The organism is Vannielia litorea (genome assembly GCF_019801175.1).
Lineage (GTDB): Bacteria > Pseudomonadota > Alphaproteobacteria > Rhodobacterales > Rhodobacteraceae > Vannielia > Vannielia litorea_B.
The window spans coordinates 2,984,876-3,007,958 of record NZ_JAHVJR010000001.1 but is presented as its reverse complement, the minus strand read 5'-3'; the positions used below and the strand labels follow the sequence as shown (position 1 = coordinate 3,007,958).

Annotated in this window: 23 protein-coding genes; 14 read left to right on the top strand and 9 right to left on the bottom strand. The window is 66.6% G+C overall.

What is annotated here, in order from left to right:
* Nucleotides 1-69 precede the first annotated feature (69 nt).
* Nucleotides 70-1,992: an ABC transporter substrate-binding protein gene (locus KUV38_RS14740; protein WP_261385238.1), complete on the bottom strand. Its 1,923-nt coding sequence runs from the start codon at nucleotides 1,990-1,992 to the stop codon at nucleotides 70-72.
* 139 nt (nucleotides 1,993-2,131) lie between these two features.
* Here KUV38_RS14740 and KUV38_RS14735 point away from each other — a divergent pair, with 139 nt between their 5' ends.
* From KUV38_RS14735 to KUV38_RS14675, 13 genes are all read left to right on the top strand, one after another.
* Nucleotides 2,132-2,857, top strand: a complete 726-nt coding sequence (locus KUV38_RS14735; RefSeq protein ID WP_222470768.1) for a FadR/GntR family transcriptional regulator — start codon at nucleotides 2,132-2,134, stop codon at nucleotides 2,855-2,857.
* A gap of 3 nt (nucleotides 2,858-2,860) precedes the next feature.
* Nucleotides 2,861-3,727 (top strand): SMP-30/gluconolactonase/LRE family protein, encoded by an 867-nt coding sequence (locus KUV38_RS14730; protein ID WP_222470767.1) that lies wholly within the window; start codon nucleotides 2,861-2,863, stop codon nucleotides 3,725-3,727.
* A 23-nt stretch (nucleotides 3,728-3,750) separates the two neighbouring features.
* Nucleotides 3,751-4,902, top strand: coding sequence for a mandelate racemase/muconate lactonizing enzyme family protein (locus KUV38_RS14725; RefSeq protein ID WP_315898634.1), 1,152 nt, complete (start codon nucleotides 3,751-3,753; stop codon nucleotides 4,900-4,902).
* Nucleotides 4,902-5,684, top strand: coding sequence for an alpha/beta hydrolase family protein (locus tag KUV38_RS14720; protein WP_222470765.1), 783 nt, complete (start codon nucleotides 4,902-4,904; stop codon nucleotides 5,682-5,684). The genes KUV38_RS14725 and KUV38_RS14720 overlap by 1 nt, the downstream gene beginning before the upstream one ends.
* 15 nt (nucleotides 5,685-5,699) lie before the next feature.
* Nucleotides 5,700-6,497: an NAD-dependent epimerase/dehydratase family protein gene (locus KUV38_RS14715; RefSeq protein ID WP_222470764.1), complete on the top strand. Its 798-nt coding sequence runs from the start codon at nucleotides 5,700-5,702 to the stop codon at nucleotides 6,495-6,497.
* 1 nt (nucleotide 6,498) lies between these two features.
* A complete protein-coding gene (gene otnK / locus KUV38_RS14710; RefSeq protein WP_222470763.1) occupies nucleotides 6,499-7,737 on the top strand; it encodes a 3-oxo-tetronate kinase in 1,239 nt (412 codons plus the stop codon).
* Nucleotides 7,734-8,378, top strand: coding sequence for an aldolase (locus tag KUV38_RS14705; RefSeq protein ID WP_222470762.1), 645 nt, complete (start codon nucleotides 7,734-7,736; stop codon nucleotides 8,376-8,378). The genes otnK and KUV38_RS14705 overlap by 4 nt, the downstream gene beginning before the upstream one ends.
* Complete coding sequence (locus KUV38_RS14700; protein ID WP_222470761.1) at nucleotides 8,375-9,133, top strand: hydroxypyruvate isomerase family protein; 759 nt, start codon at nucleotides 8,375-8,377, stop codon at nucleotides 9,131-9,133. Before KUV38_RS14705 ends, KUV38_RS14700 begins: the two co-directional genes overlap by 4 nt.
* A gap of 51 nt (nucleotides 9,134-9,184) precedes the next feature.
* Nucleotides 9,185-9,895, top strand: coding sequence for a transcriptional regulator NanR (gene nanR / locus KUV38_RS14695; protein ID WP_222470760.1), 711 nt, complete (start codon nucleotides 9,185-9,187; stop codon nucleotides 9,893-9,895).
* Nucleotides 9,892-11,136, top strand: coding sequence for a ribulose-bisphosphate carboxylase large subunit family protein (locus tag KUV38_RS14690; protein WP_222470759.1), 1,245 nt, complete (start codon nucleotides 9,892-9,894; stop codon nucleotides 11,134-11,136). The genes nanR and KUV38_RS14690 overlap by 4 nt, the downstream gene beginning before the upstream one ends.
* Nucleotides 11,133-12,446 (top strand): four-carbon acid sugar kinase family protein, encoded by a 1,314-nt coding sequence (locus KUV38_RS14685; protein WP_222470758.1) that lies wholly within the window; start codon nucleotides 11,133-11,135, stop codon nucleotides 12,444-12,446. The genes KUV38_RS14690 and KUV38_RS14685 overlap by 4 nt, the downstream gene beginning before the upstream one ends.
* 1 nt (nucleotide 12,447) lies before the next feature.
* Entirely contained in the window at nucleotides 12,448-13,290 is an 843-nt protein-coding gene (locus tag KUV38_RS14680; RefSeq protein WP_222470757.1) for a phosphogluconate dehydrogenase C-terminal domain-containing protein, read from the top strand.
* A 74-nt stretch (nucleotides 13,291-13,364) separates the two neighbouring features.
* On the top strand, nucleotides 13,365-14,303 hold the full coding sequence (locus KUV38_RS14675) for a 2-hydroxyacid dehydrogenase (protein ID WP_222470756.1): 939 nt from the start codon (nucleotides 13,365-13,367) through the stop codon (nucleotides 14,301-14,303).
* Nucleotides 14,304-14,479: 176 nt separating this feature from the next.
* Here KUV38_RS14675 and blaOXA read toward each other — a convergent pair whose 3' ends face one another.
* The 8 genes from blaOXA to KUV38_RS14635 all read right to left on the bottom strand — a co-directional run bounded on the left by blaOXA (nucleotide 14,480) and on the right by KUV38_RS14635 (nucleotide 22,204).
* A complete protein-coding gene (gene blaOXA / locus KUV38_RS14670; RefSeq protein ID WP_222470755.1) occupies nucleotides 14,480-15,274 on the bottom strand; it encodes a class D beta-lactamase in 795 nt (264 codons plus the stop codon).
* An 88-nt stretch (nucleotides 15,275-15,362) separates the two neighbouring features.
* On the bottom strand, nucleotides 15,363-16,322 hold the full coding sequence (gene denD, locus KUV38_RS14665) for a D-erythronate dehydrogenase (RefSeq protein WP_222470754.1): 960 nt from the start codon (nucleotides 16,320-16,322) through the stop codon (nucleotides 15,363-15,365).
* A complete protein-coding gene (locus tag KUV38_RS14660; RefSeq protein WP_222470753.1) occupies nucleotides 16,319-17,221 on the bottom strand; it encodes a sugar kinase in 903 nt (300 codons plus the stop codon). The genes denD and KUV38_RS14660 overlap by 4 nt, the downstream gene beginning before the upstream one ends.
* Complete coding sequence (locus KUV38_RS14655) at nucleotides 17,218-18,060, bottom strand: SMP-30/gluconolactonase/LRE family protein (RefSeq protein ID WP_222470752.1); 843 nt, start codon at nucleotides 18,058-18,060, stop codon at nucleotides 17,218-17,220. Before KUV38_RS14655 ends, KUV38_RS14660 begins: the two co-directional genes overlap by 4 nt.
* Nucleotides 18,057-19,202 carry a fumarylacetoacetate hydrolase family protein gene (locus tag KUV38_RS14650; protein WP_222470751.1) on the bottom strand — a complete coding sequence of 382 codons (1,146 nt, stop codon included), beginning with the start codon at nucleotides 19,200-19,202 and terminating at the stop codon, nucleotides 18,057-18,059. Before KUV38_RS14650 ends, KUV38_RS14655 begins: the two co-directional genes overlap by 4 nt.
* The gene (locus KUV38_RS14645; RefSeq protein WP_222470750.1) at nucleotides 19,186-20,583 is read right to left on the bottom strand and encodes an FAD-binding oxidoreductase; all 1,398 of its coding nucleotides are present in this window, start codon (nucleotides 20,581-20,583) and stop codon (nucleotides 19,186-19,188) included. The genes KUV38_RS14650 and KUV38_RS14645 overlap by 17 nt, the downstream gene beginning before the upstream one ends.
* Nucleotides 20,580-21,176 (bottom strand): LysE family translocator, encoded by a 597-nt coding sequence (locus KUV38_RS14640; protein WP_222470749.1) that lies wholly within the window; start codon nucleotides 21,174-21,176, stop codon nucleotides 20,580-20,582. Before KUV38_RS14640 ends, KUV38_RS14645 begins: the two co-directional genes overlap by 4 nt.
* Nucleotides 21,176-22,204 carry an L-idonate 5-dehydrogenase gene (locus KUV38_RS14635; protein WP_222470748.1) on the bottom strand — a complete coding sequence of 343 codons (1,029 nt, stop codon included), beginning with the start codon at nucleotides 22,202-22,204 and terminating at the stop codon, nucleotides 21,176-21,178. Before KUV38_RS14635 ends, KUV38_RS14640 begins: the two co-directional genes overlap by 1 nt.
* Nucleotides 22,205-22,318: 114 nt before the next feature.
* Between KUV38_RS14635 and KUV38_RS14630 the strand changes: the two genes are divergently transcribed.
* Nucleotides 22,319-23,071, top strand: a complete 753-nt coding sequence (locus tag KUV38_RS14630) for an SDR family oxidoreductase (RefSeq protein WP_222470747.1) — start codon at nucleotides 22,319-22,321, stop codon at nucleotides 23,069-23,071.
* The last annotated feature ends 12 nt before the right edge of the window (nucleotides 23,072-23,083 follow it).

Genomic DNA, 23,083 nt, shown 5'->3' with positions numbered 1-23,083 from the left:
GGTTTGCCTGTCAGGGTAGTCGTTGCGCCGAAGGGCGGTGGGGGCGGGCCCGAAGGCCCGCCCGAAGGGTCAGCTTTCCGGCCAGTACCAGGTTTGCGGCAGGGTCGGGCCCGGGTCAGGATACATCCACGACGAGGGAAGGCTGCGCGGCGCGTTCATCAGGTTCTTGTTCACCACGCCCACGAGGTTGGGAGCGAGGGAGATGCCGATGATTTCCATCTCGTCGGCGGCCTCCTGGTGAATCTGCCGGAAGATATCCAGCGCCTTCTCCTGATCGGCCTCCTGCTTGAAGCTGTCGTAGAGCGCGAGGCGTTTCTTCATGCTCTCGGTCGGCTCTTCACCTTCCGAGCCGCCGGAAAGATACCAGCGCGTCCAGGGGATGCCGAACCAGCTGGCCTGCGGATGGACGGCGAGCACATCGCGCGGAGAGAGGGTCGGGTCCAGCCCGCCGGGTGCGCCCCAGACCATGAAGTCATGCTCGTTGGCTTCACCGCGCGAGTAGTAGATCGACCGTTCGACCGAGGTCGAGTTCAGCTCGATGCCGATCTCTTCCCACTGCTCCTTGATGATCTCGAGGCTGTCGCCCCAATCGGGCTGCTCAACGCCGGTGTACTGCGCGTTGAACACGATCCGGGTGCCATCGGGGAACAGGCGGTAGCCTTCGTCGTCCATCTCGGCATAGCCGGCAGCATCGAGCAGTTCGTTGGCCTTGTCAGGATCATACTCGGTGTGCTGCTTGCCCAGTTGCTCGTTGTAGAGCACATGGGTCGGCCGCGGCCCGATCTGGTAGGGCTCGCCCTGGCCCTGATAGACGATGTCGATGATCTCCTCGCGGTCGATCCCGAGGCTCAGCGCCACGCGCACATCCTTGTTGCGGATGAAATCGCGCATCTGCGGGTTCTTGTGCGTGTGGTTGAAGTGGATCGCCATCGAGTTGGAGTTCGAGTTGATCATGTCGAGGATCTCGAAACCGCCCTTTTCGGCGTTCTCGGCAAAGACCGGCTTGTTGGCCGGGTTCGAGATTTTCCGGCGCTGGAAGTCGATGTTGCCAGCAATGGCCTCCAGCACGAGGGCCTCGTTGTCTTGCGCGACGCCCATCTCCAGCGTGTCGATATAGGGGAGCTGGTTGCCCTCCTCGTCGACCTGCCAGAAGTAGGGATTGCGCTCCATGACCACCTGCGTGGAACCGGCGGAATAGCCCTCGCCAGTAACCACCCAAGGGTCGAGCGTGGGACGCTCGGGGTTGGACCAGCGGTTGGGGGCCTCGACCTCGCCGCACTTCAGGCGGTAGAGCGCGGGCCAGTCTTCGACCGCCTCTGTCTCATCCACCATCGCCTGCACGTCGTCGTTGTAGGCCGGGTGGAACTGCTGGCAGTAGTGCTTGGCCCAGAGCACCGGCTCCTGTGCGAGCGGCGTGGCCAGCTCGGTCAGGAAGGTGCCGTAGGGCGCTGCGAACTTCAGCGTGACGGTGTGGTCATCCACCTTCTCGGCCTGCATCGGCTCTCCGGCCACCACGAAGCGGGCAGGCGGGTTGGGGTAGAATTCCTTGTTGTTCAACAAGTCGTTGACGAAGAACACCACATCATCGGCGGTGAAGGGCTCGCCGTCCGACCACTTCATGCCCTCGCGGAGCTTGAAGGTGAACTCGGAGCCGTCTTCGTTAGTTTCCCAGCTCTCGGCCACGTTGGGCACCACGCCGGAAAAGTCGGCTTTCCAGCGGGTCAGGCCCTGCGGGCTGATGATGCGCAGAATGGAGTTGTGATCGTTCGAGCCGCCAAGCATCCGGCGCAGTTTGCCGCCGTAGGTGCCGATGTTCTCCAGCCCCGTGACCACCTCGGGCTGGGCTGGCAGCCGCTCTTCCAAGGGTGGCAGGTTGCCTGCGGCAACGGCTTCGGCCAGAGCGGGCGCTTCGCCTGCCTGGGCGGTGAACGGATGCAAGAATACGCCGACGGCAAGCGCGGCCACTGACGAGAATCGCCAATTTCGTGTCATGGATTTTCCTCCCTGTGCTTTCGCTCTTCCGAGTCTCAGCGGCACAAGGTCAGCATTTCCGATGACAACTTGTCAAACAAATTATCTCATGTTGTAATTTCGAGGCCCGTGATACATCTCCGGGCGGGAGAACGTGTTAATGAATACTGTGTCGAAAGATGTGCCTTCGCGCGGGGAGGCGGCCCACGCGCGGCGGCTGGAGAATCAGATCTACGAGCGCCTGCTCGGGCAAATCCGCAGCGGGCACTACACGCTGGGGGCCAAGCTGCCGGCGGAAAAGGACCTTTCGGCAGAGCATGGTGTATCGCGCCCCGTGATTCGTGCGGCCCTTGCGCGGTTGCGCGAAGATGGGCTGATCGTGTCGCGGCAGGGGGCCGGGTCGTTCATCAGCGGGGGCGGTGACCAGCCGGGTGCCGGATACGCGCCTTTGCAGAGCATCGATGATATCGCGGCCTACATCGGTTTTCGGAAGATGCTGGAGGTCGAGAGCGCCGGTCTGGCGGCACAGAAGGTGACGCCCGAGGAGGTTGCGGCGCTGGAGGCCATGCTGGAAGACATGGAGGCGAGCGTGCGCGAAGGCACCTCGACCATCGACATGGATGCGCGGTTTCACGTGCGGATCGCGGAGTTGTCTGACAACAGGTTCATACTTGATACTTTGCGCATGCTGCGAACGCAGATGTTTTTTATCGGTAAGTTTGTGCGCAGTCTTGGCTCCACCGGATACCGGGAGGGCAAGGTCTCAATGGGAAACGAGCACCGTCGGATCTTTGATGCGATAGCCGCGGGCGATGCCACAGCGGCGCGGGCGGCGATGGCCGAGCATATCGAGGCGTCCGAGCGGCGGGTGTTCAAGGGAGAGTGATCCATGACAGTTTCGGTTGATGTGGCCGTGCCCGCTCGGGCGCAGCTGGGAGAGGGGCCTGTTTGGGACGTGGGCGACCAGGCGCTTTGGTGGGCCGATATCTCTGGCGGAAAGATTCACCGCACCGGGGAGGATGGCAGCGACGAGGCATTCGACTTTGGCGAGCCGGTCGGGTGCGTTGCCCGGCGGGAGGCTGGCGGGCTGATCGTGGCGGCGAAGTCCGGCTTTTATCTTTATGACCCGGAAACCTTAACAAAGACCTTCCTCACGGACCCCGAGGCCGACCGGCCCGGCAACCGCTTCAACGATGGCGGCACCGATATGCAGGGCCGGTTCTGGGCCGGCACGATGAAAGACGGCGGCGACCCGGAGCAGCTGGGGCAGTTCTACCGCTACGGCACGGACGGGTCGGTAACGCCCTTCTTCGACAAGGTCTACACCACCAACGGCCTTGCCTTCAGCCCCGACGGCACAACGCTCTACTACTCCGATAGCAACCCGCTGGTGCGCACCATCTGGGCTTGCGACTACGATACCGAAAGCGGCACGCCCTCGAACCGGAAGGTTTTCTTTGACACCCGCGAGGTCGCGGGGCGACCCGATGGCGGCACGGTGGATGCCGATGGCTGCTACTGGATGGCCGGGATCAGCGGCGCGCAGTTGGTGCGGATCACGCCGCAGGGCAAGGTAGACCGGATCATCGACATGCCGGTGGAGCGCCCGACCAAGCCGATGTTCGGTGGGCGCAACCTCGACATCCTCTATGTCACCTCAATCGGTTCCGACGCGCCGGATGCGCTGGATGGCAACCTCTTTGCCGTCACCGGCCTTGGCGTGACGGGCGTGGAGCAAGCGAGGTTTGCGGGATGAAGATCACTGGCTTGAGAAGCTTCATGTCGCGCGACGGCAACCGCCCGCGCGTGATTGTGGCGGTCGATACCGACGAGGGGATCACCGGCTGGGGCGAGTGCTACAACCACGGGCCGGACCGCGCGCTGCCGCCGCTGCTTGATTACCTCTACCTCCAGATCGAAGGCGAAGACCCGACGCGGATCGAGCGGCTGATCTTGAAGCTGCTCCAGCAGAGCCGCTTTCCGCCCGGCGCGCTTGGCCTAGCGGCTATTGCCGGGATCGACCATGCGCTTTGGGACATTTCGGCGAAGGCGCTGGGCGTTCCGGTTTACAAGCTGCTTGGCGGGCATGTGCGTGACCGGGTGCGGGTGTATCAGGGCGTCTACTCGGCGCCCGATGCGGCGGAGGTGGCCGACCATGTGGCGGAGCACCGGGAGGCGTGGGGTCTCAATGCCTTCAAGCTTTCGCCCTATCGTTGCGATATTCATGCCGAGCCGTGGCACAGGGTGGTTGGCCAAACCGAGGAATGGGTGGCCGAGCTGCGTGAGCTTTGCCCGGATGCGGAATTTGCCTTTGATGCCCACGCCCGCCTCTTCGAGCCCTATCAGGCGGTGGAAATGGGCAATGCGCTCGCTGCCTTCCGCCCGCTCTTTTACGAAGAGCCGATGCGGATGGAGAACATCGAGGCTTGGGGCGATCTGAAGCGGCAGCTGAAGGTGCCGCTGGCGACCGGGGAGAGCCTGTATTCGCGCTTCGAGTTCAACCGTCTGCTGGCGGTGAAGGGGGCGGACATCATCCAGCCCGATATCTGCGCCGTGGGCGGGCTGCTGGAGATGCGCAAGATCGCGGCGATTGCCGAGGCGCATTACGTGAACGTTGCGCCGCACAACCCGATGGGGCCGCTGGCGACGGCGGTGAACGTGCATTTCTGCGCCGCGCAGCCCAACTTCAAAATCCTCGAATACCGGCTGCCGGGCACCTCGGCCTTTCTGACCCGCGACATGGTGAAAACCGATGAGGCGGCGGGCTATGTGAAAGACCCCTACATGCCGGTGGACGGCCATCTGGAGCTGCGCCCCGACCGGCCCGGCTGGGGTGTGGAGATCGACGAGGAGTTTCTCGCGACCGACCGTTACATTCATTGGGAGCGCAAGTTGCCCGTGCGGCCTGACGGCTCCTACGGCTACACCTGATGCGCTTGGAGGAGCTGGTGGGCTGGGCGCCGGCGGAGCCGTTGGCGGGCGGGGTGCTCTTGTGCCCGGAAGGGTCGGGGCCGTTTCCGGCGGTGCTCTATTGCCATGCCCACGGAGGCGAATACGGCCTTGGCAAGCGGGAGCTGACCGAAGGCGCATGGTGGACAAGCGGGCCGCCCGGCCCGGCTTTGGTGGCGGCGGGCTTTGCGGTGTATTGCATCGACATGCCGGGGTTTGGCACGCGGCAGGCCGAGGGCAGCGAAGAGGCGCTGTCGCTGGCCGAGGCGTGGCACGGGCGCTCGCTCTTTGCCCGGATGCTGGCCGACCAGCGCGGGGCCTTTGAGCATCTGGCCGCTGACCCGCGCGTGGATGCTGCACGGATCTTCACCTGGGGTGCCTCGATGGGTGCGGGGCTTGGCACATGGCTCGCCGCGCTGGAGCCAAGGGTCGCGGGGGCGGTGAGCCTGATCATGCTGGCCGATATCGCGCCCATGATCGAAACCGGCGCCCATGCGCGTCACGGGCCGTGGTACACCGCGCCCGGCCTGCTCCGCATGGGCGACCAAGGCGATGTGGCCGCGCGGATCGCGCCGCGCCCGCTCTTTGTGGCCCACGGCGGGCAGGACGCGCTGACGCCGCAAGCCGCCCGTGAAGCCGCGCTGGCCAAGCTGCCGCCGGAGGGGCTCACCCATTTCTTCCAACCGGAAGCCGGCCATGCCGAAACCGCGGAAATGCGGGAGGCTGCTCTGGCCTTCCTGAAAACCCATGCGCATAAGTCCTGACAGGGAGAGAAGACTATGATGAACCGACTGCTGATCACCGGCGCCGCTGGCGGCCTTGGCTCGATGTGCCGCGACCGCCTGAAACATATGGCGAAGACCCTGAGGCTCTCTGACGTGGTCGAGATGCCGCCTGCCGGGGAGAACGAGGAGGTCGTGGTTTGCGACTTGGGCGACAAGGCGGCGGTTGAAGACCTCGTGCGCGGCTGCGACGGGATCGTGCATCTGGGCGGCCGGTCGATTGAAGATACGTGGTCGGTCATCCGCAACGCCAATATCGACGGGGTGTTCAACCTATACGAGGCCTGTCGTAACACCGGCTGCAACCGGGTGATCTTTGCCAGTTCCAACCACGCGGTGGGCTTTCACAAGCAGACGACGCGGCTCGATGCCAATGCGCTGACCCAGCCGGACGGGCTCTATGGTGTGAGCAAGGTCTTCGGCGAGGCGATGGCGTCGATGTATTACAACAAATTCGGCATCGAGACCGCGAGCGTGCGGATCGGCTCCTGCTTCCCTGAGCCGAAGAACCGGCGGATGCTGGCGAGCTGGATGAGCTACGATGATTTCGTGCGGCTGATCGAGTGCGTGTTCCGCGCGCCGAAGATCGGCTGCCCGATCGTCTACGGCGCCTCCAACAACGCGACCGGCTGGTGGGACAACCGCGAGGTCGGCTTCCTCGGCTGGGAACCGCAGGACCGGGCGGAAGATTACCGCGCCGTGGTGGAGCAGATGGAGGAGATGCCTGCCATCGATGCGCCGCAGGTGGTTTACCAGGGCGGGGCCTTCACGGCTGACGGAATTCACGAGGAATAGCATGGCCATTTTCGGGGCGATTGCCGACGATTTCACGGGTGCCACCGATCTGGCGGGCCTGCTGGCGCGGAGCGGGGCGAAGGTTTCGCTGCGCATCGGGGTGCCGGAGGACGGCGAGAGCGATGCGCCCTTTGAGGTGGTCGCCCTGAAGATCCGCACTGCGCCGGTGAGCGAGGCCGTGTCGGAGGCGCTGACCGCGCTCGACTGGCTGAAGGGCACCGGGGCGGAGCGGTTTTTCTGGAAGTATTGCAGCACCTTCGACTCGACCGCAGAGGGCAACATCGGCCCGGTGTCGGAGGCGTTGATGGCGGCGCTGGGGGCGGAGCGCACGGTCTATTGCCCGGCCTTCCCCGAGAACGGGCGCTCGGTGTTCATGGGCAACCTCTTTGTCGGGCAGCAGCCCTTGGCGGAGAGCCCGATGAAGGACCACCCGCTGACCCCGATGCGCGACAGCAACCTGATGCGGCTGCTTGGCCCGCAGGTTACGCGCGAGGTGGGGCTGGTGGACAGGCTCACCGTGGCGCGGGGCGCGGAGGCGCTGGCCGAGGCGCTGGCCAAGGCCCCGGCGCATGTGGTCGTGGATGCGGTGGCGGACGCCGACCTCGAGATCATAGCCCGCGCGGGCCGCGACATGGCGCTGATGACCGGCGGTTCGGCGCTGGCGATGCCCTTGCCGGCGCTCTATCGCGAGGCGGGCCTGCTCGATGACAGCGCCCGTGAAGCCACGGTGCCACAGGTGGGGCCGGGCGCGGTGGTGCTCTCGGGCAGTTGCTCGGCGATGACGCGCGCGCAGGTGGCGGCCTATGCTGGCCCGGCCTTCAAGCTCGACCCGCTGGTGCTGGCCGCCGAGGGCCACGGCGCGGCCTCCAACTGGCTGGCCAAGCAGGACATGGGCAAGGCGCCGATCGTCTATGCTACGGCGGAGCCGCAGGCGGTGCGCCGGGCGCAGAGCGAATTGGGGACAGCCCGCGCTGGCGAAGTGGTCGAAGAGGCGCTGGCCGCGCTGGCGGTGCAGGCGCGCGACCAGGGCGCGCGGCGGATCGTGGTGGCGGGCGGCGAGACCTCGGGCGCGGTCACGCAGGCGCTGGGCGTGACCCGGCTCGACGTGGGCCGCGAGATTGCGCCGGGCGTGCCATGGTGCGGCTGCGTCTCCGGTGGCGAGGAGATTGCGCTGGCGCTGAAGTCGGGCAACTTCGGGGCCGAGAGCTTCTTTTCCGATGCGCTGGGGATGCTGGCATGAGCGAGACGGCCCTGCGCGAACAGCTTTGCATGCTGGCAAAATCGCTTTTCGACCGGGGGCTGACCCACGGCTCGACCGGCAATATCTCGGCCCGCACCGAGGATGGCGGCCTGCTGGTCTCGCCCACCGGCACCAGCTTTGGCCGGCTCGACCCGGGGCGGCTGGCGCGGTTCGACAGCGCGGGGCAGCACGTGGGCGGCGACAAGCCAACCAAGGAAATGGCGCTGCACACGGCGTTTTACGACACGCGCGGCACGGCGGGGGCGGTGGTGCACCTGCATTCGTGCCACTCGGTTGCGCTCTCGATGCTGGAGGCCGACGAGGACGACTTTTTGCCGCCGCTCACCCCCTATGGGGTGATGCAGTTGGGCCGGGTGAAGCTGCTGCCCTTTTTCCTGCCAGGCGATCCGGCGATGGGCGAGGCGGTGCGCGGGCTGGCGGGTAAACGATCGGCGGTGATGCTGGCCAACCACGGGCCGGTGGTGGCGGGCAAGGACGTGGAGGCGGCCTGCAACGCCATCGAGGAGTTGGAAGCCACGGCCAAGCTGGCGCTGATGACGCGGGGCATGGGCGCGCGGGGCCTCGACGACGGGCAGGTTCAGGCGCTGGTCAGCAAGTTCGATCTGGAGTGGGACGCATGAGATTTTCGGCCAACCTCGGGTTCCTCTGGAGCGAGTTGCCGCTTCCGCAAGCGATCCGGGCCGCCAAGGCGGCGGGGTTCGACGCGGTGGAGTGCCATTGGCCCTATGCGGTGCCTGCGGGCGAGGTGGCCGATGCGCTGGCCGAGACCGGGCTGGAGATGCTGGGCCTCAATGCCTCGCGGGGCGATGCGGCGAAGCGCGAGATGGGCTTTTCGGCGGTGCCGGGGCGTGAGGCGGAGGCGCGGGATGCCATCGACGAGGCGCTGGCCTATGCCGAGGCGAGCGGCACCGGGAAGGTGCATGTGATGGCGGGCTTCGGAGGCGACCATGACACCTTTGTCGAGGCGCTGGGCTATGCTTGCGGCAAGGCGGCGGGAATGGGAAAGACCATTCTGATCGAGCCGATCAACCACTATGACGCGCCGGGATACTTCCTTTCGACCACCGCGCAGGCGGAGGCGATTCTGGCCGAGGTGGGGGCGGAGAACCTGAAGATCATGTTCGACTGCTACCATGTGCAGTTGATGGAAGGGGACCTCAGCCACCGGTTGGAGCGGCTCTTGCCGAAGATCGGGCATATCCAGATCGCGGCGGTGCCGGACCGGGGTGCGCCGGATCATGGCGAGGTGAATTTCACGCATATCTACAGGCACTTGAAGGCGCTTGGCTGGGAGTCCCCGCTGGGGGCGGAATACAAGCCCGGCGGGCCGACGGAGCCGACGCTGGGCTGGCTGAAGGCGGCGCAAGGCATCTGAGCCAAGCAAGGCTCTTGATCGGTGCGGACGCTTGCGCTAGCAACTGGTATGATGAGCTTACCAGATCAAATAAAACCCCGGAAGCTGGCCGATGAGGTGCAGGATCGTCTGCTGCGGTTGATCCGCGAGGACGGCCTTGGCCCGGGCGATGCCTTGCCTTCCGAGCGGGAGCTGATGGCGCGATATGAGATTGGGCGGCCGGCGATCCGCGAGGCGATGCAGGCGCTCCAGCATCGCGGCGTGATCGAAATCCGGCATGGCGGGCGCCCGAGGGTGGCGGAGCCGTCGCTCGATGGGCTGATCGGGCAACTGGGCACCGGGGTGCGGCACCTGCTCGCGCATACCTCCTCGATGGACCACCTGAAGGAGGCCCGCGCGGCGCTGGAGGCCGAGATGGCCCGGATCGCCGCACGCCGCCGGACAGAGGTGGACATCGCCTCGCTGGAGGCGCTGCTGGCGGCGCAGGAGCTTTCGGCGGAAGAGCCGGAGAAGTTTCTTGAGATCGACGGAAAGTTCCACCGTCGCATCGCGGCCATTTCGGCTAACCCCATTTTCGAGACCCTCGCTGCCGGCGTGTTCGATTGGTTGCGCGACTTTCACGCAGAGGCGGTGCGCAAGCGCGGGTTGGAGCAACTGACGCTCACCGAGCACCGCGCGATACTCGATGCGATTGCAGCAGGGGATGAGGGCGCGGCGGCGAAGGCCATGCGAGACCACCTCGAGCGCGCCAATGAACTCTATCACCAGGATCACTTCCAATGAGTGAACGCATCGAAGCGGACTACCTGATCGAAACCCCGGTGGACCCGGCCAAGGCGGCGGAGGCGATGGCGGGGGAGCAGAGTTCCGGCACCTTTGTTTCTGTGCCGGGGGAGACGCCGGAGCTGCGCGAGCGCTCGGCGGCGCGGGTGGAGGCGCTGGAGGTCGTGGGCGAGGTGGCCGAGCCGTCGCTGGGCGGTGGGGCCACGGGGGAGCGGTATACGCGGGCGAAGGTGACGTTGAGTTGGCCGATGGGGAATATCGGGGCGTCGATCCCCAACCTCGTGGCGACGGTGGCAGGCAACCTCTTTGAGTTGCGGCAATTCTCGGGGCTGCGGCTGCGCGATATCCGGCTGCCGCGGGAGTTTGGCGCGGCCCATCCGGGGCCGAAGTTTGGGATCGAGGGGACGCGGCGTTTGAGCGGCGTGGAGAGAGGGCCGTTGATCGGCACCATCGTAAAGCCCTCTGTGGGCTTTGGGCCGGAGGAGACGGCTTCGCTGGCCGGTGATCTGGCCGCGGCGGGCATCGACTTCATCAAGGATGACGAGTTGCAGAGCGACGGGCCGAACTGCCCGTTCGACGCGCGGGCGCGGGCGGTGATGCGCGTGCTGAACGACCATGCCGAGAAGACCGGCAAGAAGGTGATGTTTGCCTTCAACCTGACGGGCGAGGTGGACGAGATGCGGTGGCGGCATGACCTGCTGCTGGAGCTTGGGGCGACCTGTGCGATGGTTTCGCTGAACTCGGTGGGCTTTGCGGGTTTCCTCGCCTTCTCGCGCCATTCGGAGCTGCCGATCCATGCGCACCGCTGCGGCTGGGGCTACCTGAGCCGGGCCGACATGCTGGGCTGGGACTACACTGCGTGGAGCAAGCTCTGGCGGCTGGCCGGGGCGGACCACATGCACGTGAACGGGCTGCGCAACAAGTTCTCGGAGGCGGACGACAGCGTGGTGGCCTCGGCGCTCTCGGTCGGCACGCCAATGTGGGAGGACAAGCCCTGCGTGGCGATGCCGGTGTTCTCCTCGGGCCAGACGGCGGTGCAGGCGGCGGAGACCTATGCCCGCGTCGGCCACGCAGATTGCATCCACGCGGCGGGCGGCGGGATCATGGCGCACCCGGATGGGCCGGCGGCAGGCGTGGCCTCATTGCGGGAGGCTTGGGAGGCGGCGCAGGCGGGTGTGGCGGCGGAGGACTATGCTGCGACACGACCCGCGCTCAAGGGCGCGCTGGAGGCCTTCGGGTGAGCCTGCCGGGCGGCACCCTGATCGGCTGGGTGGGGGATGACTTCACCGGCTCGGCGGCCAGCATGGAGGTGCTGGAGTTCGCGGGGGTGCCTGCGGTGCTGTTCTTGGATGTGCCAACGGAGGCGCAGCTGGCGCGGTTTCCCGGCGTGCGGGCGGTTGGGGTAGCGACCACGGCGCGCTCGCATTCGCCCGGCTGGATGGAGCGGGAGTTGCCGGGGGTGTTCCGCTTTCTGGCCGGAACGGGTGCGCGGGTGGTGCATTACAAAACTTGCTCGACCTTGGACTCATCGCCCGAGATCGGCTCGATCGGCAAGGCAATCGACCTTGGGGCGGAGGTGGTGAAAGGGCCGTTCATCCCCTGTCTGCTCGCCGCGCCGAAGATGCGGCGTTATCAGGCTTTCGGGCATTTGTTTGCGTCCGGCCCCGGCGGGGTGTTCCGGCTCGACCGGCACCCGGTGATGGCACGGCATCCGGTGACGCCGATGGATGAGAGCGATGTGGCGCGGCATCTGGCGAAGCAGACGGGCAAGAGCTTTGGGCTGGTGTCGCTGGAGGACTTGGACGGTTCGCCGGAGGCGGAGGTCTGGTCATTCGATGCGATGACGGATGCGCATATGGGCCGGGTCGGGCAGCGGATGTGGGACCAGTCGCCGGTGTTTGCCGTCGGTTCGCAAGGCGTGGAATACGCGCTGGTGGAGCATTGGCGCGCGCAGGGATGGCTGCCTGCGGAGGACCGGGGCGAGAGCGCCGGGCCGGTGGAGCGGATGCTGGCTGTCTCCGGCTCGGTTTCGCCGGTGACGGCGGCGCAGATTGCATGGGCTGAGGCGCATGGGTTCGAGGGGATCGAGCTGGATGCGGTGGCCGCCGTGAAGGGCGAGGCTACGGGGGCCTATGAGACGGCGCTCAAGGCTCTGGAAGCCGGGCGGGACCCGCTGATCTACACCGCGAAGGGGCCGGATGACCCTGCTGTGGCGCGGCTGCGGGCGGCGGTGCCGGCAGGCGGGATGGAAGAGGCGAATGCGCGGATCGGCGCGGCGCTGGGCAAGGTGCTGGCGCGGCTGCTGCGGCAGACGGGGCTGAAGCGGGCGGTGATCTCGGGCGGGGATACCAGTGGCCACGCGAGCCGCGAGCTGGGGCTTTATGCCTTTACCGCACTGGCCCCGACGATCCCCGGTGCGGCGCTGCTCAGGGCGCATTCGGAGGATGAGAATTTGGCCGGGCTCGAGCTGGCGCTGAAGGGCGGGCAGATGGGATCGGACGATTATTTTGGATGGATCAAACGCGGCGGTGGTGCCGCAGGAGGAGAATGAGATGACCAAGGTTGCTTTGCTCGGTGCGGGGGGAAAGATGGGCGTTCGGCTGGCGCAGAACCTCAAGCCCACGCGGTTCGAGATTGACCATGTGGAAGTGTCAGAAGTGGGCCGCAAACGGCTGCTGGACGAGGTGGGCGTGGAGGCCGTGACCGACGGCGACAACGCGATTTCAGACGCCGATGTGGTGCTGATGGCGGTGCCGGACCGGCTGATCGGCAAGATCACCCATGGCTTCGTGGACAAGCTGAAGCCCGGCGCGGCGGTGATCGTGCTGGACGCCGCGGCGCCCTATGCAGGGGAGATGCCGGAGCGCGATGACATCACCTACTTTTGCACCCATCCCTGCCACCCGCATATCCTCGAGGTGCAGGAGACCAAGGAGGCGCAGGCGGATTACTTCGGCGGGATCGCGGCGCCGCAGGGGATCGTTTGCGCGCTGATTCAGGGGCCGGAGGAGCATTATGCGCTCTGCGAGGAGATCGCGAAGATCATCTATGCGCCGGTGGCCCGGAGCCATCGCTGCACGCTGGAAAACATCGCCGTGCTGGAGCCTGCGCTGAGCGAGACGGTGGCGGCCACGATGAGCCTTGCGTTGCGCGATGCGACCGACCGGGCGGTGAGCATGGGGGTGCCGGAGGCGGCGGCGCATGACTTCGTGCTGGGGCATCTGAAGATCGAGCTGGCGATTGCCTTTGGCATCTTCCCGGAGGGCAAGTTCAGCGATGGCGCCCTGATGGCGATCGACAAGGCCAAGAGCGTGATCTTCAAGGAAGACTGGCTGGATCAGGTCTTCTCGCTGGAGGCGGTGAAAAAGTCGGTGCAGGAGATCTGCGAAGGCTGAGCGGCTTGACTCCCCGGCGGTGCGGTGGGAGGGAATGGTATACCATTTGACGCGCCGCCGGGGAGGAACAGGCCATGAGCAAGGTGATCGCAATCGGGAACTACAGCGAGGCCGATCTGGCCAAGCTGAAAGAGACGTTCGACCCGGTTTTTCTGGCCGAAACCACCGAGATCGGCAGCCTCGACGAAGCCACGCGGGCGGGCATCACCGCTGCGGGCTTCAAGGGGCACAAGCCGTTTGGCGCCGAGGCGATGGACCTGCTGCCGAACCTTGGGGTCATCGCCAACTTCGGGGTTGGTTACGACTCCATTAACGTGGCGGCCGCCTCGGAGCGCGATATTCGCGTGACCAACACCCCTGACGTGCTCAACGATGACGTGGCTGACCTTGCCGTGGCGATGCTGCTGATGTGCGGCCGGGAGATGGAACATGCGAGCCAGTGGGCGCGCTCCGGATCATGGGCCGAAAAGGGTGAATATCGGCTGAACCGCAAGGTCAGCGGGGGCCGCGCGGGCATCCTTGGCCTTGGCCGGATCGGGCGCGAGATTGCCGAGCGGCTGGTGCCGTTCAAGATGGATCTGCACTACTGGAGCCGCTCCGAGAAGGAGACGCCGGGCTGGACCTATCATGACAGCCCCGAGGCGCTGGCCGCCGCTGTCGATTACCTGATCGTGGCCACGGTGGGTGGCAAAGCGACCGAAAATATCGTTTCGAAAGAGGTGCTTGAGGCGCTGGGCCCGCGCGGCATCCTGGTGAACATCTCGCGCGGCTCGACGGTGGACGAAGAGGCTCTGATCGCCGCGCTGAAGAGCGGCGGGATCTATGGCGCGGGGCTGGATGTGTTCGTGAACGAGCCGAAGATCGACGCGCGGTTCTACGAGTTCGACAACGTGGTGATCCAGCCGCACCAGGGCTCGGGCACGGTGGAGACGCGGGCGGCGATGGCGAAGCTTCAGCGCGACAACATCAGCGCCTTTCTGGCCGGAAACGACCTGCTGACGCCGGTCAACTGAGGCTTTGCGTTAATGCCTGTGCGGCGGGGCCGGATGGGCGTTAACGCTATATTTTGTTGATGCACAACTGATGCACATCCCATGCACATCCTATGCATATGCAGATGTGCATGACGGCGACGTGTTAACGGATCGGGCGGTCTCTCGCCCGGTTCCGGCCGGCGGGCGAGGCGCCGCTAGGGCGCAAGCTTGGGCCAGTCGGCCAGCAGGCTATCGCGCGTCAGAAGGCCGGGGGAGCGCGATGTGCGCTCGCGGGCCTGTGTGAGCCGGGCGAAGACGAGGGTGCGCCCCTCTTGCTCGGCCCAGCCGACGAACCAGCCCCAGCCCGCAGCATAATCGAAGCTCCGGTCGGCACGGCGCGGGTAGGCGCCGCCGGTCTTGCCGTGGATCACCCAGCCGCCCGCCTCGAAGCGCTGCGTGATGGCGCGGGTCTGCGCCATGGCCTCGGGCGAGACGGGCAGGGTGGCGGTGACCAGACCGCGCAGGAAGTCGGTTTGCTCGCGCGGGGAGATTTGCAGCGATGAGGCGATCCAGGCGCGGTCGAGCCCGTTGCCGAAGCCGGGATCACCGGAGAAGTCGGCGTTGCCATAGCCAAAGGCGCGGGCATGGCGGGTGAGGGTGGCCTCCCCGAGCGCGTGGGTGATGCGCTGCGAATACCAGACGACGGAGTAGCGGAGCCAATCGGTTGGGCCTGTTTCGCGCGTCCAGTTGGCGCCGCCCCAGTCCGGGTCACCGGGGCGGAAGGGCAGGACAGGAGCGTGAGGGCCGGTAAGAAACCCCTCCTCGAAACCGATGATGGCGAGGGCGAGTTTGAAGGTGGAGGCGGGGGTGGTGCGCGTGTCGCAATCGCCCGCCTCGTGCAGCGCGGCGCCTGTGGCCGCGTCGATCACGAGGGTGCAGAGGGTGCGGGGTGCGGCCTGCGTCGAGGCGGCGGCGAGGGTCAGCAGGAGGACGGTGAGCAGCGTGCGCATGGAGGCTTGGGCCGGGTCTGGCGGGCTGGAGCAGCCTCACCGCAGCATGGGCTGCGATGAGGCTTTGAGGGCCGAAGCGTGGCCCGTATCAGGGGCGATCGTCTTCGATGTAGTAGCGGATGTTGTCTTCGAAGGTCTCGTCCGCCGACATGCCGAGGCGCCGGGCCTTTTCAGGCCGCAGATCGAAGCGCCAGCCTTTCACGATGTTCTGGATCACCGGATCGTCGTTCCAGGTGATGAGCTTTGCGGGCTCGGGGCCCGCGACGGCGGTCATCGCGTCGATGCATTGGCGGATTGTCCACATGCGGCCGGGCAGTTGCACGGCGCGGTTGGGGCCGAAATCCTCCGCCGGGATCTCGGCGCCGATCACGAGGTTCTCCACGCATTTGCGCGGGCTGAGGTAGTAGTGCGGGAAGCTGTCATCGACGGGGCAGTTGGCGGGCTGGCCGTTGAGCGGCTCGCGGAAGATCGACGACATGAAGCCGGAGGCCGCCGCGTTGGGCTTGCCGGGGCGCACCGAGATGGTGGGCAGGCGGAAGGCGCGGCCATCGATGTAGCCCTTGCGGGAGTAGTCGGTGACCATCATCTCGCCGATGGCCTTTTGCGCACCGTAGGAGGTTTGCGGGTTCAGCGAGGAGAAATCGGTGATCGGGTCGGGCGTGTCGCCGCCGTAGACGGCCATCGACGACGAGAACACGACTACCGGGCAGGTGCCGAGGGTGCGGGCGCGCTCCAGCACGTTGATGGTGCCGTGCATGTTGATGTTCCAGCCCAGCTCGAACTCGGCCTCGGCCTGACCGGAGACGATGGCGGCCAGCAAGTAGATCACATCGGTCTCGGCGGTGATGATCGCTTCCATCGAGGCCGGGTCGGTGATGTCACACTTTGTGGTTTCGACGGCGAAGGGCGCCTCGACGGCGGCGGGGGCGACCACATCGGCGAGGATGAGGCGGCTGATCGGCTTGCCGCGCAGGGTGCCCTTGGCGGCGAGGGAGGTGGCGAGCTTTTGCCCGACGACACCTGCGCCGCCGATGATGAGGATGTTCATTTGCTGTCTCCTGAGAAGATATCTGGCACGAGCGCGCCGGGCGCGCGGATGACTTTGGCGGCGAGACCCATGGCGGCGCGGGCGGCCTCGGCGGGCGGCTCCTGCTGGGCGAGACCGGCGAGGAAGCGGGCGGCGAAGCTGTCGCCTGCGGCGGTGCTGTCCACCACCTTGTCGACCGGCTCGCAGGCGATCTCGGTGATGCCCTCGGGCGTGGCCAGCGTGAGCGCCTCGGCGCCGTTTTTCACCGCGATGATGGAGGCCCCGGCCTCGCGGTAGCGGGCGATGGTGTGCTCTGGCGTGGGGTCGCCGAAGAGGGCGGTTTCCTCATCGAAGCTGGGCAGCACGATTGAGGCGGCGGAGGCGCCTTGGGTGAGGCCGCGCTTCATGGCGTTCTCGTTCTCCCAGAGGCGCGGGCGCAGGTTGGTGTCGAAGCTGACGGTGGCGCGGGAGGAGCGCAGGGCATTGCACAGGCGGCTGCGCTGGTCGGGGGCGAGGATGGCGAGGGTGATGCCGGAGAAGTGGATCATCTCGGCGGTGGCGAAGGTGCTGGCGAGCCAGTCGGTATCTTCGCCCAGCAGGCGGGCGGCGGAGTGGCTGCGCCAGTAGGAGAAGCTGCGCTCGCCGTCGTTGGTGGCGATCATGTAGAGGCCCACCGTGCGATCCGGGATTTCGCGGGTGACGGGGCTGACACCCTCGGCCTGCATGAAGGCGGTCATCTCGGCTGAGGTGGCATCTGTGCCGACCGCGGTGGCGTAGCTGACATCCCAGCTCTCGGGGAGGCAGCGGCGGGCGTACCATGCGGTGTTGAAGGTGTCGCCTGCGAAGCCGCGGCGGTAGGTGTCAGGCCCGGTTTGGGCCAATTCGACCATGCATTCACCGATGCAGAGGAAACGGCTCATAGGATCACCAGATGTTCGGCCTGCCCGGTCGCCTGCGGATCGAGCAGGTAGGTGCAGCCGTCTTCGGGGGCTGGGTTTGGGTCTTCCTGAATGGCTGTCGTCACATAGAGCTGGTCGAGCGCCTCGCCGCCGAAGGCCGGGCAGGTGGTGTTCTTGCCGGGGACGGGGAGGGCGCGCAGCTCGGTGCCATCGGGCGCGTGGACGGTGACTTTGGAGTGGCCATATTGGGCGATCCAGAGGTTACCTTGGGTGTCGCAGACGGCGCCATCGGGGCGGTGGCTCTCCTTGGGGAGGGTCAGCCAAGGTTCGGGGTCGCCCTTGGGCCAGCCGTGCTCATCGAGCGCCACCCGCCAGATCTGGTTTTGCGGCGTGTCGGCGATGTAGGCGGTGGTGCCATCTGGGGTGAAGCAGGTGCAGTTGGGGATGCTCCAGTTATCCCAGAGCTGGCGCAGCTCGCCGCGGTAGTAGCGGTAGTAGGCGCCTGCGCCGGTTTCCTTCTTGCAGCCCATCGTGCCGATCCAGAAGCCGCCCTGAGGGTCGGCGCGGCCATCGTTGGAGCGGGTGGCGGGGTTGTCGGCCTCGAGCGAGGTGATCTCTTCACGCGCCCCTGTGGTGAGGTTGAAAGTGAAGAGCGCGGCGTCTGAGGCGATCAGCAGCGTGTCACGATCGACCCAGCCTCCGGCGGAGACGAAGTGCTCGAACTCCCATGTGAAGGTCTGGCCCGCGCGCTGGGCGTGCATGTGGTGCTTGTTGATGTCGAACCAGAAGAACTCTTGCCGCTCGGGGTGCCAGAGCGGGCCTTCGCCGAGGTTGCACTGGGTATCGTCATAGAGGGTCATAGCAGGCCTCGCTGGGCAAGGTTGCGCATGAGCGCGGAGGTGCCGAAGGTCCACTCCGGCGCCTCGGTGGAGAGGCGGACGGTGTTGGTGAGGGTGCCGAGCAGCGGGGTGGAGATGGAGACGGTATCGCCCGGGTGGTGGGTGAAGCCCTGGCCCGGGGCGTCGCGGTCTTTGACCGGGGCGAACATGGTGCCGAGGTAGAGGAAGAAGCCGTCGGGGTATTGGTGGTGGCGGCCGATGGTTTGGCTGACGATCGAGGCCGGGTCGCGGGAGATTTTCTCCATCGAGGAGGAGCCTTCGAGGGTGAAGCCATCGGTGCCGGTCACGCTCATGGTGAGGTGAGTCTTGCGCACGTCATCGAGGGTGAACTTGTCGTCGAAGAGGCGGAGGAAGGGACCGAGGGCGGCGGAGGCGTTGTTGTCTTTCGCCTTGCCGAGGAGGAGGGCGGAGCGGCCCTCCACGTCGCGCAGGTTTACATCGTTGCCGAGGGTGGCGCCGACGATTTTGCCTTTGGAACTGACGGCCAGCACGACCTCGGGTTCGGGGTTGTTCCAGCTCGACATGGGGTGCAGGCCCACGGAAGCGCCGTGGCCCACGGCGGCCATGGGCTGGCACTTGGTGAAGACCTCGGCGTCGGGGCCGATGCCGACTTCGAGGTATTGCGACCAGAGGCCCTCCTTTTGCAGCACCTCCTTGACGGCCATGGCCTTGTCGCTGCCCGGCTCGATGCCGGAGAGGCTATCTCCGATGTGGGATTTCACCCGAGCGCGGATCTCTTCGGCGCGGTCGGCATCGCCTGCGGCGCGCTCCTCGATGACACGCTCGACCATGCTCTCGGCGAAGGTGACGCCGCTGGCCTTGATCGCCTGAAGGTCGGCGGGGGCGAGGAGGCGGAGGGCATCGGGGCCGGCGGCCTCGGTGGAGGCTTCGGCCAGCTCTTCAAAGGTGCAGAGGAAGTTGCCGGGCGCGGAACGGGCGGTGGCAGCCGGGTCGGGCTGCTCCAGCAGGGCCTGCATGGTGGGGATGGCCTTGGAAGTGATGTCGATCACCCGGTTTGCCTCAAGCCGCACGACACAGGGGCCGGTGCCGGGCTTCCAGACGCGGGTTGTCAGGACGGCTTGGTCACTATTCTGCGGCAGCATGGGGCACCTCGTTGGTTGGCGGCAGGAGCTTGCCGGGGTTCAGGATGTTGCGCGGATCGAAGGCCTGCTTGATCGCGCGCATGTAGGTGAGCGCGGGGCCGTGCTCGGCCTCCATGTAGCGCTGCTTGCCGAGGCCGATGCCATGCTCACCCGAGACGGTGCCGCCGAGGCGGAGGGCGGTTTTGGCGAGCGCACCGGTGAAGGCCTCGGCGCGCTGCATTTCCTCGGGGTCTGTCGGGTCAACGCTGACGCCCGCGTGGAAGTTTCCGTCGCCGACATGGCCGACGATGGTGGAGGTGAGGCCGAGGGCGACCGCATCCTTCTGGGCCTGAAGCACGGCCTCGGCGAGCCGGGAGATCGGCACGCACACGTCCGTGGGCCAGAGGTGCTTGCCCTTGCCGAGCGCGGCGGAGGCGTAGTGGGCCTTGTGGCGCATGGCCCAGAGGGCGGTGCGATCCTCGGCCTTTTCGGCGACCTGCCAGCCGGAAGCGCCGAAATCTTCGGCGATCATGCCGAAGGTCTCGGCCTGTTCGGCCACGGAGGCGGGGGTGCCGTGGAATTCGAGGAAAAGGTGCGGCTCTTCGGGGAGGCCCGCGCCGGAGTAGGCGTTGAAGCCTTTGACCATCATCTCGTCGAGCAGCTCGATCCGGGCCATCGGCAGGCCGGACTGGATGGTGGTGATGACGCAGTTCACCGCGTCTTCGACTGAGGCGAAGCGGCAGGTGGCGGCGGAGGTGGCCTCGGGGATGCCCTGAAGGCGGAGGGTCAGCTCGGTGATGATGCCGAGCGTGCCCTCGGAGCCGATGAGCAGGTGGGTGAGATCATACCCGGTGGAGGATTTGCGGGCCTGGGTGCCCGTGCGGATCACAGTGCCATCGGCCATCACCGCCTCGAGTGCGAGGATATTCTCGCGCATGGTGCCGTAGCGCACGGCGGTGGTGCCGGAGGCGCGGGTGGCGGCCATGCCGCCGATGGAGGCGTCGGCGCCGGGGTCGACCGGGAACATCAGGCCGGTGGCGCGGAGCTCTTCGTTGAGGCGCAGGCGGGTGATTCCGGGCTGGACGGTGCAGTTGAGATCTTCGGGGCGGACTTCGAGAACGCTCGCCATGCGGTTCATGTCGAGGGAGATGCCACCGGAGGTGCAGAGGTGCTGGCCTTCGAGCGAGGAGGCGGCGCCGTAGGGGACGACGGGGCAGGACTCCTCGTGGCAGATGCGGAGAATCTGGCTGACTTCCTCGGTCGTTTCGGGGAAGGCCACGGCATCGGGCGGGGTGTCGGGGTAGTAGGTCTCATTCTGGCCGTGCTGGTCGCGCACGGCGCCGGAGGTGACGATGCGGTCGCCGAGGAAATCGAGGCGGGTGATGGCAGCGGGGATGGTCATTTGAGGAAACTTGCGTAGAGGGCGAGGGCGACAACGGCCAGCAGCGAGGCGGCCATGGCGATGTTGATCCGGCGGTGGGCGGCCTCGGAGAGGTTGAGGCGGTGGAGCGTGGCCCCGGCCCAGAGCCAGCCGAGGTGGATGGGAATCCAGATGGCGTTGACGATCACCAGTTTGGCGATGGTCTCGAACACGAGGTTGTCGGGGGCGAAGGGGAAGCCCGCGAAGAGGGTGGTGTTGACGGCATAGGCCTTGGGGTTGATCGCCTGAAGCATCACGCCGCCGAGGATGCCGGGGGCGGTGGCGGCGGGAGAGAAGGCGATCTTGCTGCCTGCGAAGGCGATCTTGGCGGCGAGCCAGCAGAGGTAGGCCACGGAGGCGACGGCCAGCACGATGCGGATGGCCGGGACCGAGAGCACCACGGCGGCGACGCCTGAGATGACCCCGAGCGCCACGAGGTTGGTGCCGATGAAGAGGCCGACCACATAGCGCAGGCCGGGGCGGAAGCCGAAGCCCGAGCCAACGCCAGCCGTTGTCAGCACGCCCGGGCCGGGGGTGATGATGAGGAAGAAGACGGCGGCGGCGAAGGTGAGCATCAGAACTCCAGTTGGACCTTCATGGCGCGGGATTTGTCGGAGGCCATGGTGAAGGCCTCGGCGAAGCTGGCGAGCGGGAAGCTGTGGGTGATGAGCGGGGCCACGTTTATCAGGCCCTTCTGCATGAGCTGGACCGCGATGGCGAATTCTTCGTGGAAGCGGAAGGAGCCCTTGAGGGAGAGTTCCTTGGCGGTGACCTGCATCATCGGCACGGGCATGTCGCCGGAGAGGCCGAGTTGCACCAGCGTGCCGCGGGGCCGGAGAGCGGCAATGCAGGCGGCGAGGGCTTGGGGCGCGCCGGAGCATTCGATGGCGGCATCGAAGGTGCCTTTGCCCGCCGTGTAGGGGGCGAGGGCCTCGGGGTTTTCGGCGGTGTTCAGGGTGCGGTCGGCGCCGGAGGTTTTGGCGGCTTCGAGCGCGGGCGTGGCGATGTCGGTGGCCACGATCTCGGCGGCCCCTGCGCGGCGGGCGGCGAGGATGCAGAGCTGGCCGATGGGGCCGCAACCGGTGATGAGCACGCGTTTGCCGAGGAGGTCTCCGGCCTGGCGGGTGGCGTGGAGGCAGACCGCGAGCGGCTCGGCCATAGCGGCCTGTGCGGCGGTGAGTCCGGCGGCGGGGACGCATTGGGAGGCGAGGGCAGTCAGCTCTTCGCGGAAGGCGCCTTGGATGTGCGGGAAGGGCATGGCGGAGCCGTAGAAGCGCATGTTCAGGCACTGGTTGGGCAGGCCGCGCAGGCACTCGGCGCAAGCCCCGCAGGGGCGGGAGGGGGAGACGGCGACGAGGTCGCCGACCGCGAGGTTCTGGACGCCCTCACCAAGCGCTGTGATCTCGCCTGCCACCTCATGTCCGAGGATCATTGGCTCGCGCAGCTTGACGGTGCCGAAGCCGCCGTTGTGGTAGTAATGCAGGTCGGAGCCGCAGATGCCGCCGCGCACCATCCGCAGCGCAACCTCGCCCGGGCCGGGGGCAACGGGCTGGGACTCCTCAAGGCGCAGGTCATGCGCCCCGTGGGCAAATAGCGCCTTCATGGGCGTGGCTCCTCCCTGGGCGGGGCGGTTGCATGCCGCCCCAAATGGTATACCATTTGCATGAAGGCTCGGCCCCCGATTGTCAATGAGGGGGGCTGGCGCGTGGGAGGACTTATGAAGATTTTCGATCTGAGCGGCCGGCGGGCGCTGGTGACCGGCTCGTCTATGGGGATTGGCGCTGCGCTGGCCAAAGGGCTGGCGGAGGCCGGGGCCTCGGTGGTGCTGAATGCGCGCAACACCGAACGGCTCGGCGAGGCGGCAGAGGCGCTGCGGGCGACCGGCGCGGATGTGGAGACGCTGGCGTTTGACGTGACCGATGCGGGCGCGGTGCGTGAGGCGGTGGAGGGCTATGGCAAGCCGCTCGATATCTTGGTGAACAACGCCGGGATGCAGCACCGGGGGCCGCTTGAGGAGTTCGAGCCGGAGGCCTTTGACCGGCTGATGCGGACCAATGTGAACAGTGCCTTTTACGTGGGGCAGGCGGTGGCGCGGGGGATGATTGCGCGCGGCAGCGGCAAGATCATCAATATCGCCTCTGTGCAGACCCTGCTCGCAAGGCCCGGCATTGCGCCCTACACGGCCAGCAAGGGGGCGATTGCGAATCTCACGAAGGGGATGGCGACCGATTGGGCCAAGCACGGGCTGAACTGCAATGCGATTGCGCCCGGCTACTTTGACACGCCGCTGAACGCGGCGCTGGTCTCTGACCCCGAGTTCAGCGCCTGGCTCGAAAAGCGCACGCCTGCCGGGCGCTGGGGCAAGGTGGAAGAGCTGGTGGGGGCCTGCGTGTTCCTTGCCAGCGATGCGGCGAGCTTCGTGAACGGGCATACGCTTTTCGTGGATGGCGGCATTACCGCCAGCCTTTGAGATTTTCCGGGA